Origin of the sequence: Bradyrhizobium diazoefficiens (assembly GCF_016616235.1) — a bacterium.
Lineage (GTDB): Bacteria > Pseudomonadota > Alphaproteobacteria > Rhizobiales > Xanthobacteraceae > Bradyrhizobium > Bradyrhizobium diazoefficiens_H.
Genome location: NZ_CP067100.1, coordinates 6,301,475 through 6,315,636 on the forward strand (window position 1 = coordinate 6,301,475; position 14,162 = coordinate 6,315,636).

General features: G+C 63.9%; 13 protein-coding genes. 8 read left to right on the forward strand and 5 right to left on the reverse strand.

Annotated elements, in window-relative coordinates; all coding sequences use genetic code 11:
* Positions 1-136: 136 nt before the first annotated feature.
* From JJB99_RS29995 to JJB99_RS30005, 3 genes are all read left to right on the forward strand, one after another.
* The gene (locus JJB99_RS29995; RefSeq protein WP_200495837.1) at positions 137-1,279 is read left to right on the forward strand and encodes an HD domain-containing phosphohydrolase; all 1,143 of its coding nucleotides are present in this window, start codon (positions 137-139) and stop codon (positions 1,277-1,279) included.
* A 188-nt stretch (positions 1,280-1,467) separates the two neighbouring features.
* Positions 1,468-2,136 carry a hypothetical protein gene (locus tag JJB99_RS30000; RefSeq protein WP_200495838.1) on the forward strand — a complete coding sequence of 223 codons (669 nt, stop codon included), beginning with the start codon at positions 1,468-1,470 and terminating at the stop codon, positions 2,134-2,136.
* Between the two features lie 19 nt (positions 2,137-2,155).
* A complete protein-coding gene (locus tag JJB99_RS30005) occupies positions 2,156-4,306 on the forward strand; it encodes an adenylate/guanylate cyclase domain-containing protein (RefSeq protein ID WP_200495839.1) in 2,151 nt (716 codons plus the stop codon).
* A 167-nt stretch (positions 4,307-4,473) separates the two neighbouring features.
* Here JJB99_RS30005 and pobA read toward each other — a convergent pair whose 3' ends face one another.
* A complete protein-coding gene (pobA, locus tag JJB99_RS30010) occupies positions 4,474-5,646 on the reverse strand; it encodes a 4-hydroxybenzoate 3-monooxygenase (RefSeq protein WP_200495840.1) in 1,173 nt (390 codons plus the stop codon).
* A gap of 50 nt (positions 5,647-5,696) precedes the next feature.
* On the opposite strand from pobA, the gene JJB99_RS30015 reads away from it, so the two are divergent.
* A complete protein-coding gene (locus JJB99_RS30015) occupies positions 5,697-6,602 on the forward strand; it encodes a helix-turn-helix domain-containing protein (RefSeq protein WP_200495841.1) in 906 nt (301 codons plus the stop codon).
* Positions 6,603-6,618: 16 nt separating this feature from the next.
* On the opposite strand, the gene JJB99_RS30020 is transcribed toward JJB99_RS30015, so the two are convergent.
* A complete protein-coding gene (locus JJB99_RS30020; RefSeq protein WP_200495842.1) occupies positions 6,619-6,999 on the reverse strand; it encodes an SPW repeat protein in 381 nt (126 codons plus the stop codon).
* Between the two features lie 538 nt (positions 7,000-7,537).
* On the opposite strand from JJB99_RS30020, the gene JJB99_RS30025 reads away from it, so the two are divergent.
* Positions 7,538-8,143, forward strand: coding sequence for an NYN domain-containing protein (locus JJB99_RS30025; RefSeq protein WP_200500358.1), 606 nt, complete (start codon positions 7,538-7,540; stop codon positions 8,141-8,143).
* A 25-nt stretch (positions 8,144-8,168) separates the two neighbouring features.
* On the opposite strand, the gene pcaG is transcribed toward JJB99_RS30025, so the two are convergent.
* Positions 8,169-8,795: a protocatechuate 3,4-dioxygenase subunit alpha gene (gene pcaG, locus JJB99_RS30030; RefSeq protein WP_200495843.1), complete on the reverse strand. Its 627-nt coding sequence runs from the start codon at positions 8,793-8,795 to the stop codon at positions 8,169-8,171.
* A gap of 5 nt (positions 8,796-8,800) precedes the next feature.
* Complete coding sequence (gene pcaH / locus JJB99_RS30035; protein WP_200495844.1) at positions 8,801-9,583, reverse strand: protocatechuate 3,4-dioxygenase subunit beta; 783 nt, start codon at positions 9,581-9,583, stop codon at positions 8,801-8,803.
* Positions 9,584-9,686: 103 nt separating this feature from the next.
* Here pcaH and JJB99_RS30040 point away from each other — a divergent pair, with 103 nt between their 5' ends.
* The 3 genes from JJB99_RS30040 to JJB99_RS30050 all read left to right on the forward strand — a co-directional run bounded on the left by JJB99_RS30040 (position 9,687) and on the right by JJB99_RS30050 (position 13,539).
* A complete protein-coding gene (locus JJB99_RS30040) occupies positions 9,687-10,607 on the forward strand; it encodes a LysR family transcriptional regulator (RefSeq protein WP_200495845.1) in 921 nt (306 codons plus the stop codon).
* Between the two features lie 81 nt (positions 10,608-10,688).
* A complete protein-coding gene (gene pncB, locus JJB99_RS30045; RefSeq protein WP_200495846.1) occupies positions 10,689-11,993 on the forward strand; it encodes a nicotinate phosphoribosyltransferase in 1,305 nt (434 codons plus the stop codon).
* A 238-nt stretch (positions 11,994-12,231) separates the two neighbouring features.
* The gene (locus tag JJB99_RS30050) at positions 12,232-13,539 is read left to right on the forward strand and encodes a GGDEF domain-containing protein (RefSeq protein ID WP_200495847.1); all 1,308 of its coding nucleotides are present in this window, start codon (positions 12,232-12,234) and stop codon (positions 13,537-13,539) included.
* 12 nt (positions 13,540-13,551) lie between these two features.
* Here the strand turns inward: JJB99_RS30050 and JJB99_RS36990 are convergent, their stop codons facing one another.
* Entirely contained in the window at positions 13,552-14,160 is a 609-nt protein-coding gene (locus tag JJB99_RS36990) for a TetR/AcrR family transcriptional regulator (protein WP_433995796.1), read from the reverse strand.
* Between the last annotated feature and the right edge of the window lie 2 nt (positions 14,161-14,162).

A 14,162-nucleotide genomic window follows, 5' to 3' on the forward strand; every position in this document is an offset into this window, starting at 1 on the left:
AGGGGCGCATGCCCCGCCCAAACCTCATGCGTTCTGCGCAGACTTCAGTGATGCCGGTGAAACGTTTGCTCCACGTTAAATCGCAAAGGCTATGTGTCGAGGTCACGCTTCGCCATCCGAACGAGCCCGGCCGCCGATGCTGACCCAAGCGCTCCTGGTTGATGACAGCCGCTCTGTCCTCAACTTCCTGAAACGTCACATCGAAGCCGAAGGTCTGGTCGAGGCCACGACCTTCCTCGATCCCGTGGAAGCGTTGGCCTGCGCGCGCGAGCGCGTCTTCGACCTGGTGCTGGTCGACTACGAGATGCCGCATATGGACGGCATCAGCTTCATCCGCGCCTTGCGCAGCCTGCCCGGCTGCGCCGACATCCCGATCGCGATGATCACCTCACGACAGACCGATGACGTCAAGATGGAAGCGCTGCAGGCCGGTGCAACCGATTTCCTGCCCAAGGCACCGCAGAGCGTCGAGATGACGGTACGCCTGCGGAATTTGATTCAGCTTGGTGCAGCCGTACGCAAGCTCAACGACCGTGCCGCGCATCTGGCCAGCGAAGTCGCGGCTGCGACGCGAAAGCTCGGCGAGCGCGAGGAGGAGATCATCCTGCGGCTCGCGCTGGCGGTCGAGTACCGCGACAACGACACCGGCGAGCACACGCTGCGGGTCGCCCGCTACAGCCGCATCATCGCCGAGCAGCTCGGCTTGCCGGCCCGTCTCTGCCGCGACATCTATCTGGCCGCGCCGCTGCACGACGTCGGCAAGGTCGCCATTCCCGATAACATCCTGCTCAAGCCCGGCAAGCTGACCGACGAGGAGATGGCGGTGATCCGCACCCATGCCACGATCGGCGAAAGGATCCTGGCGGATTCCAGCTGCGAGCTGATCCAGCTCGGTGCGCAAATTGCCGCAGGCCATCATGAGCGCTGGGACGGCGCGGGCTATCCGAGCGGCCTTCGGGCGAACGAGATCCCGGTCGCCGCGCGCGTCGTCGCGGTCGCGGACGTCTTCGACGCCCTGACGACGCGGCGGCCGTATAAGGAGCCGATGCCGCTCGAGGCGGCGCGCAACTATCTGGTCGAACTCCAGGGCCGCCAATTCGACCCGGCCTGCGTCGAGGCCTTCCTGTCGCGCTGGGACGAGGTTGTCGAGATCGCCACCGGGCGGCAAGCGACGCCATATCAGACGACCGAGGCGACGCTCGTTCCCAATATGACGCTCGTTCCCAATATAGAGAGTGCAGCCGAGGACCGCTCGGCTGGGCACGTCCCGGCGGCCTGACATGATCCATTCGGCCAACAGCTTGCCGCGGCCGCGTTTTCTCCCGTCGCCGGTTTGAACCTGTTCCTGCTAAGGTGGCACCAACAACCAAAAGTGATTCTGGTCACACTTGCCTGGGCGCGCCGCTGCTAAGCATCGGACCAGGGCCGGGACCGGTCATACATCGGTCGAACTGGATGAGAATTCCCATGAGAAGCCTGATCGGTGCATTTGTCGGTGCGTTCTGTGTTGCGGCCCCCGCTCTGGCGGAAACCCCGGCCGCGATCGTCGAGGACGTCCAAGGTAAGGTCGACGGCATCGCGTTCATGGACTATGTGGCGCCGGGCAAGATCATCAAGCTTGGCCCCAAGGCCGGCATCACACTGAGCTACCTCAAATCCTGCCAGCGCGAGACCATCAGCGAAGGCGTCGTGCTGGTCGGCGCCGAAGAGAGCACCGTGCAGCTTGGCGAGGTCAAGCGGGAAAAAGTGCCCTGCGATACCAATGCGGCCAAGCTGTCGGAGCGCGAGGCGAACCAGAGCGCCGCAACGACTTTCCGCACGATGCGGTCGGACGCCAAGGGCACGCCGGCCAAACTGCCGACGATCTACGGCACAGCCCCGCTGGTGCAAGCCAAGAGCGGCAGCACGTTGGTGATCGAGCGCACCGACGGCAAGGAGCCCACCATCAGCATCCCGCTCAAGAACGATCTCATGATCGGCGGCAAGTTCTATGACTTTGCCAAGGCCGGGAAGACACTGACGCCCGGCGGCAGCTATCTCGCCATTCTCGGCGCCAAGCGCTACGCCTTCCAGGTCGATGCCAGCGCCACCTCGTCGCCGATGCCGATCGTCGGGCGCCTGCTGCGGCTCGAATAGGCGGCCTGGCGAGAGGGCGATGCGGCGGATCGGCAGGCGGGATATCGTTGCGGCGATCGCGATTGCGCTCGTTGCGGGCGCAGTCTTCACGTCTCCCCCGCTCCAGACGCTGCAAGGCCTTTCACTGGACATCCTCACCGCCCTGCGCGGCAAGCTCATCGGTGACGGCCGCGATCCAGCAACGTCACCGGTCGTCGTCGTGGCGATCGACGGGGAGACCTACGACACCCCGCCGTTCAAGGGATCTCCGACACAGACCTGGACGCGCGAGATCGCCCGGGTGCTCGGCAGCATCACTGACGGCGGCGCCAAGGTGATCGGCTTCGACGTCGTCTTTCAAAGTTCGATCGAGCAGTCGGAGATTCCCTTCGGCGATACGTCCTTCGGCAGCCGCATAAGAGGATTTGACCGTGACTACCTCATCGTGCTGCGACGACTTTCCGACGGCGGCAAGCTGATTCTCGGCGAGATCCTGAGCAACGACCATCCGGAAAGGCCCGACCACGCGCAGCAGCTGGCGGTGAAAAGCAACATCCGCGCGCTCAACGTCCATACCGACACCGACGACGTGATCCGGCGGATGCCGTTGAGCTTTCCTATAGACGGCCAGCCGGTGCCCACAATGGCAGTCGAACTCGCCGCGCGTGCGCTTGGTACGAAAGCTGAGACCGGAACGTCCGGTGTGACGACGCTGGCCGGCTACACGATCCCGAGCGCAGTGCCCAACACAGTGACGCTCAACTTCCGTGGTACGGGCCGCGACGTCCCGACCTATTCCTTCGCCGACCTGCACGCCTGCCTTGAGAAGGGCGACCGGGACTTCTTCCGTCGCGCTTTCGACGGCAAGATCGTGCTGCTCGGCACCGCGCTGAATTTCGAGGACCGCAAGCTGACATCGATGCGCCTCGCGGGCGGATACGACGGAGCGCCGGGTGCGCGGTGCGCCCTGCCCGCTCCGGCAAGCATCGCACAAACGGCGCGTAGTGACGTCGCCGGCGTGTTCGTGCACGCCGCAATGGTCCGCAACCTGATCGAGCACGATGCCGTGACCGAGCTCGGCTTTCCTATGCGGACCATTCTCACGATCCTGTTTGCGGGGACCATCGCTTGCGCTGCCTGCCTGCTGGCACCGAGCGGCGCGCTGATGGCGTGGTTCGGCCTCACCGCCATTTACGCCGCCATGGCCGTCGCAGCCTTCGTTCACGCCCTGGCACTGCCGCTGACCGAGCCCGCGCTTGCGGGCCTCGCCGCGCTCGCGATGATGATCGGCTACCGCTTCGTACTGGCCGATCGCGACGAACGTTTCTTGCGCAAGAGCTTTGCGTTCTATCTCGCCCCCGAAATCATCGAGACCATGGTCGCCTCCGGCAAGATGCCCGAGCTCGGCGGCGAGATGCGCAACGTCACCATGTTCTTCTCCGACCTCAGCGGCTTCTCCTCCATCGCCGAAAAGATGACGCCGGGCGAGCTGGTGCGGCTGATGAACGAATATCTCTCCGCCATGACCGACATCATCGAGAGCCATGGCGGCTATGTCGACAAATACATCGGCGATTCCATCGTCGCCATGTTCGGCGCTCCGGCGGACGATCCCGCCCATGCGCGCAACGCCGTCCGCGCCGCGCTGAAGTGCCACGAGAAACTGGCAGAGCTCAACGCTCACAATCCCGCCTTCGCCGGTCATGGACTGTCGCACCGCATCGGCCTCAACAGCGGCGAAGCCGTGGTCGGCAACATCGGCTCCCGCCGCCGCTTCAACTACACGGTGATGAGCGACACGGTGAACGTCGCCTCGCGCCTCGAGGGCGCCAACAAATATTACGGCACCGCGATCATGGCGTCGGAGGCAACGGTTGCGCAAACCGGCGACAACTTTGCCTGGCGCGAGCTGGATGCGATCAGGGTGTTGGGGCGCTACGAGGCCATTAAGGTGTTCGAGCCGCTGGCGGAGAAAGGCGCGGAGAGCGCCGAGCAGACGAAGGTGGCCGCCGGATATGCGGAGGGGCTGGCCTGTTGGCGCGCAAGGGAATTTGCGAAGGCGGCGGATGCGTTCGAGAGCATGGCGAAGATCGATGCCGCGTCGGCGCTGTTCGCCAAACGCGCGGAAGTCCTCTCCGCCAATCCAGCGCCGCAGGAGTGGACGCCGGTCAATACGCTGGAAGGGAAGTAGTGGTCTCTCTCACCCTTCCCTGGAGGGGAGGGTCGCAGCGCATGGAGCGCAGCGGGGTGGCGTGATCTCTCCACGCAAGCGGTGCCCGTGTTGAGAGATCACCCTACCCCGCTCGCGCTGCGCGCGATCGACGCTCCCCCTCCAGGGGAGGGTGAAGACAAGCCGCGCTAAAACGGCAATCCCACGTAATTTTCGGCCAGCAGCCGCTGTGCCGTCTCGGACGAGAGCAGATAGTCCAGCTCGGTCTGCTGGAGCCGGTTCTCATAGTCGAGACGGTCGGGGAAACGATGCAGCAGCATCGTCATCCACCACGAAAAGCGTTGCGCCTTCCAGATCCGGGCGAGTGCCTTGGCGGAATAGCCCGCAAGACCGGAATCATCGCCGCGCTGATAGTGCGCAAGCATGGCGTCGTAGAGATAATGGATGTCGGATCCGGCACTGTTCAGCCCGCGCGCGCCTGTCGGCGGGACGATGTGAGCGGCATCGCCGGCGAGGAACAGGCGGCCATGGCTCATCGGCTCGGCGACGAAGCTGCGCAGCGGCGCGATGCTCTTCTCGATCGACGGCCCCGTGATCAAGCGGCCGGCGACCTCGTCCGGCAGGCGGCGCTTCAGCTCGGTCCAGAACGCGTCGTCGCTCCAGTCCTCGAGCTTGTCGGTCAGCGGCACCTGGATGTAATAGCGGCTCAGCACTTGTGAGCGCAGGGAGCAGAGCGCAAAGCCGCGCTCGTGCTTCACATAGATCAGCTCCGGCGACACCGGCCTGGTGCGCGACAGCACCCCTAACCAGCCGAACGGATAGACCTTCTCGTATTCGCGCAGCACGTCTTTCGGGATCGATCTGCGGCTGACGCCGTGAAAACCGTCGGCGCCGACGATGTAGTCGCAATCGATGCGAATGGTCCCTCCGTTCGACTGGTACGTCACGTAGGGCCGGTCCGACGTCAGATCGTGCGGCACTACGTCCTCGGCGTTGTGCACGACTTTGCCGCCGAGACGGTCGCGCGCCTCGTAGAGGTCGCGCGTCAGCTCGGTCTGGCCGTAGACCAGCACCGAATTGCCGCCTGAATGCTTGTACAGATCGATATGGGAGAGCTTGCCGTCATGGGCGATCTCGAACCCGTTGTGGATCTCGCCCTCGCGGTCCATCCGCTCGCCGCATTGCGCCTCGCGCATCAATTTTGCAAAGCCGTGCTCCAGCACGCCTGCGCGGATGCGGGCCAGCACGTGGTCGCGGCTGTATTTCTCCAGCACGATTGTGTCGATGCCCTTCAGGTGCAGGAGCTGGGACAGCAACAGGCCCGATGGCCCACCGCCGATGATGCAGACCTGAACTTTCATTTTTGCGTCCTCCCGTCGGCACTTTTTTGCAGATTCAGTGCTGCGGACCGATGGAGGGTTCCGCCTTTATCTTGTACTATTCGAACATGAGAACCACAGTCCCCGCCCCGGCAATCCGGGTCTACAATTTGTTCGGCGAGTCCGGCGATCTGCCCGACGTCGTGCATTGCGAGACCATCGCGTCGCGCTCGGTGTTGCACGATTGGACGCTCGCCGTGCACCGCCATGCCCGGCTGCACCAGGTGCTGCTGATCGAGCGCGGCGGCGGTGAGGCGACGCTCGACGGGCGCGTGGTGCCGCTCAAGCCGATGCAGATCGTCAACGTGCCGGTCGGCCATGTCCACGGCTTCCGCTTCTTGCCCGATACGCAAGGCTGGGTGCTGACCATCGCCGCGGAGATTCTGGACGAGGCGCTGCTCGCCGCCGAAGGCCTGCGCGGCGCGCTGTCGCAATCGGCCGTGGTCCGGGGCTCGCCGCAGATCCGCGCCACCATGAAGCAGATTTTCGCCGAGCACGCCGCGCGCGATTTCGGCCGCGCCCATGTGCTGCGGGCTCTGTCATCAGCCATGATCGGCCTGGTGGCACGCGCGCTCACCGGCGAGAGCGGCGGCGCAGGCGCCGCGGAGAGCGGACTGTTCCGCCGCTTCGAGGCGATGCTGGAGCAGCATCATCTGGAGCGCTGGAGCGTTGCGGACTATGCCCGCGCGCTGTCGATTACGCCAACCCATCTCAACCGGATCACGCGGGCGGCGACCGGCGACACCGCCTCGCACCTGATCCTGAACCGCCTGATCCGCGAGGCGCGGCGCAATCTCGTCTACACCAACCTGCCGGTCTCGACGATCGCCTATGCCCTCGGCTTCGAGGACCCTGCTTATTTCAGCCGGGTCTATGCCGCGGCCACGGGGCTGTCGCCGCGCGCCTTTCGCGCGCAGCTGCATGGCGGAGAAAGCTGAGCAGGGCTCGGCAACGCTATTGGTGCACCCTCTCCTGCTTCGGCTCCATCTCGGGATGTCTCTTCTCGTAATGCAGGAAAAGATCGAGCAGCGCCAGAAGCACGATGACAGCGCCGAAGCCGATGCTGAGATGCATCGCCCGCGTGTTGGGGAATCCAAGCAGCCAGGGCGAGGCGATGAGCCAGACGCCCATCAGGACGTTGATCCACTCCTCCCAGTCGCGATAGGCGATGATCGCCGCCAGCGAAAGGATGCCGATGATCGCGCTCGTTACCCAGAGATCGATCCTGCCCTGGCTGTTGGTCAGCTTGAACAGCCATGGCGATATGAAGAGTACGGAAGCAAGAAACAGATTGTAGACGTCAGGAACGGTTTCGCGCTCTTGCAGCCTGCTCATGACACACCTCTCCCAAGAGGACGTGCCGAGGCAAATGTTGAGCAACAATTTTGTTCCAGACGGACAGGAGCCTTCTGCATAGACTTTGGTCTCGCTCAGGCACTGAAGCGGCGGCGATAGTCCTGAGGCGCGGTGGCGAGTACACGCAAGAGGCAGCGGCTCTTGGCCTACCCGAAGCCGCAATGCTGGATGTCCTCTTCATCGGCAGGCGTCTTCGACAGCATCCGCCGCGCGCCGCGACTGCATCTGTCGCCAGCGCAGCCACTTACTTTCGTATATGGCGTCCCATCCTTTGGATAGAGGCTGTTTACCTCCGTACAGTTGAGCCTGGACTGCGCGCGCCTTAGCGTGGGTACATTCGGCGCCTTGGCGCTGGTGGCGTGGATCCTCCCTAACCTTGGCGCAAGACGGCCACCCCTGTCCGGTCGCCTGCGCCGCCTTTTTCGGCAAGCCATCGGCGCGTTCAATGTCTTTCGGCCGACACACCGCTATTTCGGCTGGACCATCCGGCTTCCGTGCGGAACTGGGGTTTGTGCATATGTCTTCAATTGAGAAGATCGCACTCTTTATCGATGGCTCCAATCTCCATGCCACCTCCAAGGCGCTCGGCTTCGACATCGATTACAGACGTCTCCTCGGCGAATTCCAGAGCCGAGGCACACTGTTGCGGGCCTTTTACTACACGACCGTCATCGAGGATCAGGAGTATTCGTCAATCCGCCCGTTGATCGACTGGCTCGACTACAACGGATACACTGTCGTCACCAAGCTCACCAAGGAGTTCGTCGACGCCACCACCGGCCGCCGCAAGGTGAAGGGCCGCATGGATGTCGACCTCGCCGTAAGTGCGATGGAGCTTGCCGAGCACGTCAATCAGATCGTGTTGTTCTCCGGCGATGGAGACTTTCGTTCGCTGGTGGAGACCCTGCAACGCCGCGGTGTCCGCGTGACGGTCGTCTCCACACTCTCCACCCAGCCGCCCATGGTCGCCGACGACCTGCGCCGACAGGCAGACGTCTTCATTGATTTGGCGGAGCTAAAGCCGAAAGTGGGACGAGATCCAGCCGACCGGCCGCGCGAGCTGCGACAGTCGCCGCAATTCCTCACGCGCGGAACGATCCATCGCGGCGACCGGGTGGAGTGATGCTGCGGGACGATCCGCCGGATTCTCAGACGTCGAAGAACACCGTCTCGTCCGACCCCTGCAAATTGATCGTGAAGGAGTACACGACCTTGCCGGCGCGCTCGCTGCGCGTCGCAATCAGTGTCTTGCGGCGCAGCGGCGGCTCCACCAGATTGAGCACGGGATCGGCGGCGTTCGCGGCCTCTTCATCCGAGAAATAAAGCCGGGTGTTGAGGCCGATATTGATGCCGCGTGCGACGATCCAGATATTGACGTGCGGCGCGCATTTGCGCCCCGTCTTGTCGACAATCGCGCCGGGCTTGATGGTCTCGAAGGTGACGAGGCCGCTGTCGAAATCCGAGCCGGCGCGGCCCCAGCCGCGAAACTCCTCGTCCACCGCGCCGGCCAAGCGGTCGGCCGGATGGCTGTAGCGGCCGGCCGCATTGGCCTGCCAGATCTCCAGCAGCACGTCGCGCAGCGGCGTGCCGCTGCCGTCGAGCACCTTGCCTTCCAGCGTGATGCGCTCGCCTTGCGTGTTCGGCGTTACCAGCACGTTGGAAAAATTCTTCTCGAAAATATCGAACCCCGCCATCGCGGGGATCAGGCCGATATGGACGTAGGGACCTGCGGTCTGCGAGGCGGTTTCCTTGAGATAGTTGAGCGGCTGCGGCATGGGCTCTAATTCCCCGCGGTGCGGTTTTCAAAATAAGTGGAGCGCTGGCCACGCAGCACGATGTCGAAGCGGTAGGCGAGCGAATCGAACGGCGTCGAGGCGTTGAGATCCAGCGGCGCGACCAGGCGATCCAGCGCGTCCTTGTCCGGGATCGTAGTCAGGATCGGACAAACCGGAATGAGAGGATCGCCCTCAAAGTACATCTGCGTGATCAGGCGCTGCGCGAAGCCCGAGCCGAACACCGAGAAATGGATGTGGGCGGGGCGCCAGCTGTTGACATAGTTGCGCCAGGGATAGGGACCCGGCTTCACGGTGCGGAAATAGTAGTAGCCGGTGTCGTCGGTCAGCGCTCGACCGCAGCCGCCGAAATTCGGATCGATCGGCGCCAGATAGGTATCCTTCTTGTGCCGGTAGCGGCCACCCGCATTGGCCTGCCAGAACTCGACCAGCGTGTTCGGCACGCCGCGGCCGGTCTCGTCGAGCACGCGGCCATGGACGATGATGCGCTCGCCGACGGGATCGCCGTCCTTGGCGTAGTTGCGGATCAGATCGTTGTCGAGCGGGCCGAGATCGTTGTGGCCGAACACCGGCCCCGTGATCTCCGAGGCCGAGTTCTCCAGCGACAGCAGCGGCTGGCGCGGCGAGCGCAGCACCGAGGATTTGTAGCCCGGCGCATGCGCCGGCGGGTGGATCGAGCGGTCGCGCTGGAAGAAACCTTCATCGCGGGGCGTGAACGGTTCGGGACGGTTGAGGCGGGGATCCTGCAAGGCTGGCGCCTGGACATTCATCGGCGTTGTCTCTCCCTTGGCGCCTGAAACCGGGCGCGCGGCTTATCGGGAGATCATGGGATGATCTATTCTCAAGATAAATAGATCGATTATAATCAATTCCATGAAGGAAATCGATCATTTGGCCCTCGACGGCCATGCCCTCGAACTATTTCTGGCCGTGCTGGAGGAAGGCTCGGTCACCGCGGCGGCAAGGCGGCTCGGCTTGACGCAATCGGCCGTCAGTCACGGCCTGAACAAGCTGCGGCGGATCGCGGGCGATCCGCTGTTCGCCAAATCGGGCCGCGGCATCGTCGCCACAGCGCACGCCCGGGCCCTGGCCGCGAAGGCGCGCGCGCTGATCGACGAGATGCGCAGCTTTGCCGGTGGCGTCAGCTTCGAGCCCGTGCGCGCGCAGCTGTCGCTGACGATCGCCGCGAACGATCTCCAGCGCGACCTGCTGCTGCCGCGGTTTTTCGATCATGTCGCCGCACAAGTGAAGAGCCTAAACCTGCGCGTCATCCCGTCGCAATCGCCCTCGCCGGCGATGCTGCGCGAGAACCGCTGCGACCTCCTGATCACGCCGCTGCCGCCATCCGGCGTCGACATCGTGCAGAAGCGCCTGCTCAGCGATCGCTATGTCTGCTATTTCGATCCCAGAGCGCGTGCAGCTCCTTCGGGCCGCGACGCATATCTCGCGGCGCGCCACATCACCGTGGTCTATACCGACAACGAGCGGCTCGACTTCGACCGCCGGCTGGCGGCAAGCGGATTCCACCGTGACATCGCGATCTCGGTACCAAGCTTCTCCGGCGTGCCGTCCTTCCTGCGCGGCTCGCAAATGCTGGCGAGCATGCCGAGCCTGCTCGCCTCCGGCGTGATGCGCGGCTTCGCGCAGACGCGAATACCGCTGGCCTCGCGCACGCGCACGCTGGCCGAGCTGCCGATGTTCATGGTCTGGCATCAGCGCTATCAGAAAGACCCGGCCCATCGCTGGATCCGGGGCGAGTTCGAGACCGTTGCTGCGACGGTCGCGAAGGCCTGACGTCAAGACCCCGCCTTTCGGAAGACCGGCCCTCGCCAAACCCACTGGTTGCGGAAAGGGAGCCACGCTAGAATTCTTCCCATGACAGTGACCGACATTGCGAGCCGAACCTACAATCACAGCTGGCGGCTGGATCCTATCATCCGCAGCCTGTTGGATACCGACTTTTACAAGCTATTGATGTTGCAGATGATTCGGGAGGACTACCCGGATCAGAAAGTGACCTTCTCGGTCATCAACCGCTCGCGCCATGTACGGCTCGCAGAGATCATCGACGAGGGCGAGCTGCGTGCCCAGCTCGACCACGCCCGCACCATCCGCTTCACCAAGAAGGAGCTGATCTGGCTGGCCGGCAACACCTTCTACGGCAAGACGCATATGTTCTCGGCGGATTTCATCCGCTGGCTGGCCGAATTCCGCCTACCCGAATACGAGCTGCGCAAGGTCGAAGGCCAGTACGAATTGCATTTCCATGGTCCCTGGACCCACACCACGATGTGGGAGATTCCGGCGCTCGCCATCCTCAACGAGCTGCGCTCGCGTGCGGCGATGAAGGGCCGCGGCCGCTTCGAACTCGACGTGCTCTATGCCCGCGCGAAGGCCAAGCTGTGGACCAAGGTGGAGCGGCTGCGCGAGCTGGAGAATCTGCGGCTGTCGGATTTTGGCACCCGACGCCGCCACGGCTTCCTCTGGCAGCGCTGGTGCGTCGAGGCAGTGAAGGAGGGCCTGGGCTCGTCCTTCATCGGCACCTCCAACGTGCTGCTCGCGATGGACAACGATCTCGAAGCCATCGGCACCAACGCCCATGAGCTGCCGATGGTCGCAGCCGCCCTCGCCAGGGACGACGAGGAGTTGCGCTGGGCGCCCTATCGCATCCTCGACCAGTGGCGCCAGACCTATGGCGGCAATCTCCTGATCGCGCTGCCCGACGCCTTCGGCACCAAGGCCTTCCTGCGCGATGCGCCGGAATGGGTTGCCGACTGGACCGGCTTCCGCCCCGACAGCGCGCCGCCGATCCAGGCCGGCGAGGAGATCGTCGCCTGGTGGCAGAAGAAGGGCCGCAATCCCAAGGACAAGCTGCTCGTCTTCTCCGACGCGATGGATGTCGGCTCGATGGAAGAGACTTATCACCACTTCTCTGGCCGCGTCCGGCTCTCGTTCGGCTGGGGCACCAATCTCACCAATGATTTCGTCGGCTGCACGCCGGACGGCTCGTTCAACCTCGATCCGATCTCGCTGGTCTGCAAGGTGACGTCGGTCGACGGCCGTCCGGCCGTCAAGCTCTCCGACAATCCGGAGAAGGCGACCGGCATGCCCTCCGAGATCGAGCGTTATTTGCGCGTGTTCGGCGACGCCGGCCGCGTGCGCAAGCCGGTGCTGGTCTAGAATTCTCACGGTCGGGTAAATCGCACGCTGCGAATGCGAGGCATTGGTTCGCCGACGCCGCGCCAGTTCCGGTCTTCGGGCATTTGAAGCGATCTGCAGGCAGCCACTTCACAGCGCCTTCACCCTGCGACGCGGTCCCCCTCCCCTTCGAGGTGGAGCAAGGCAACCATTTGCTCTACTTGACGTTGCACGCGCAACGCCCCACCGGGGGGTCGTTGATCGATTTGGGGAACGCAGGGTGTTTCGCAGTACAGCGTCTTCGACGAAGGGAAACAACTTCCTTCACGTCATCAAGCTCGTCTTGCCTTTCGCGATGGTCGTCGTGCTCCAGGCGGCGATCGCGGGCTTCAGTCTCGAGGTGATGTCTTCGGTCCGCGCCTATGTAGCGGGCGAAGCGCTGTGGTCGCGCTCGCAGAAGAACGCCGTCTATTTCCTCAACCTGTATCTGCGGTCGGGCGAGCCGAGCCAGTTTGCGCAATACCAGGCTTCGCTCGCCGTTCCCATTGGCGACGAGTATGCAAGGTGGGCGCTGGAGCGCGATCCGATCGACGTCGAAATTGCGCGCATCGGCTTCCTGCAAGGCGGCAACCATCCCGACGACGTCCCCGGCCTTATCTGGCTGTTCCGCCATTTCAACCAGGTCAGCTTCCTCCAGGAGGCGATCCGGGAGTGGGCCGCCACCGATCCGATGCTGCTGGAGTTGAGCGTCTTCGGCGAGGTCATCCGGTCCGAGCTGAAAAATGGCCCTATACAGGACAGCGGCTGCTTGAACGTCCTGTCGTCACGGCTCTCGGAGCTGAACCGACAATTCACGGTGCATGCGAAACGGTTCTCCACCGTGCTCGGCGAAGGCTCCCGTGCCATCAAGGTGACGCTGACCTGCATCAATGTCATCACTGCGGGGATGCTGATGGTGCTCATGGTTTGGCACACGCGGCGATTGGTGCTGCAACGACAAGCCTTCGAGGACGCCTTGCAGGCCGAGAAGGAAAGGCTCGCCTTTCAGGCCTCGCACGACTGGCTGACCGGCCTTGCCAACCGCCGTGCTTTCGAGGCGCGCCTGCAAGCCGAGTTGGACAACACCGCGGCGGGTCCGCTGGCACTGATCCTGCTCGACCTCGACCAGTTCAAGAACGTCAACGACAGCTGCGGCCATCTCGCCGGCGACCGCCTGCTCTGCCAGGTTTCGCAACTGCTGCGACAGGACCGGCGGCCGCATGATCTGGTGGCCCGGCTCGGCGGCGACGAATTCAGCCTGATCCTGCCGCAGTGCCCGCCCTCGAGCGCCATCGACATCGCCGAGCGGCTGCGCCGGTCGCTCGAATTGTTCAGCTTCACCTGGGGCGAGCGTCGCTTTACGGCAACGGCAAGCGTCGGGATCGCCTGCATCGCCGATCGCAACACCACGCTTGAAGACGCGATGCGGCGCGCTGACGCCGCCTGCTATCGCGCCAAGGAGAAGGGACGCAACCGTGTCCAGGTCGAGGGCAGCCTGTCCGACATCGTCGTGGTCGCGCCCCGGCCGCGTGAAGCCGCGCGCGCATGACAACGCGTCCGCCTATCGCATCGGCACGATCCCAAGACCCGCCAGATGCGCGTGGAGGAATTGCTCGACCTGCTGACGCAGCATCTGCGGCGGCACCGCGACCATGCGCTCCTCGAGGCCGAGCGAGATGATGCCATGCACCGCGGAAAACAGCGTGCGGGACAGCAGCGCGATTCTCACATCATCCGCATCAGGTAGCAGCCGAACCAGAGGCGGATGCATCAGCGCGAACGCGTCCATCACCATCTGGAGGATGTCGTCAGGATAAGGACGGTCGTCCTCCATCCGGTGCTCGAACAGCGAGCGCAGCAAATTGGCGTGCTCGGCGACGCGCTTGCCGATGATATCCACCTGTCGATCGCCGGCTTTGCGAAACAATGTGGCGGCCCGGTCCACTTCGTCGCGCATTCCATGGGCGGACTGCTCACGCGGGTCTATATCGCAAGACACCGCCCGATACGGCTCGGCCGCGTCGTGATGCTGGGCACGTCCAACGGCGGTAGCGAGGTCGCCGATCTCCTGAAAGAGCTCTCGATCTACCGCGCCGTTTTCGGCCCCGCCGGCTTGCAGCTGACGACCGTCCCGGACCCGGTGCTCGCTGGTCTGCCCTCGCCCGACTATGA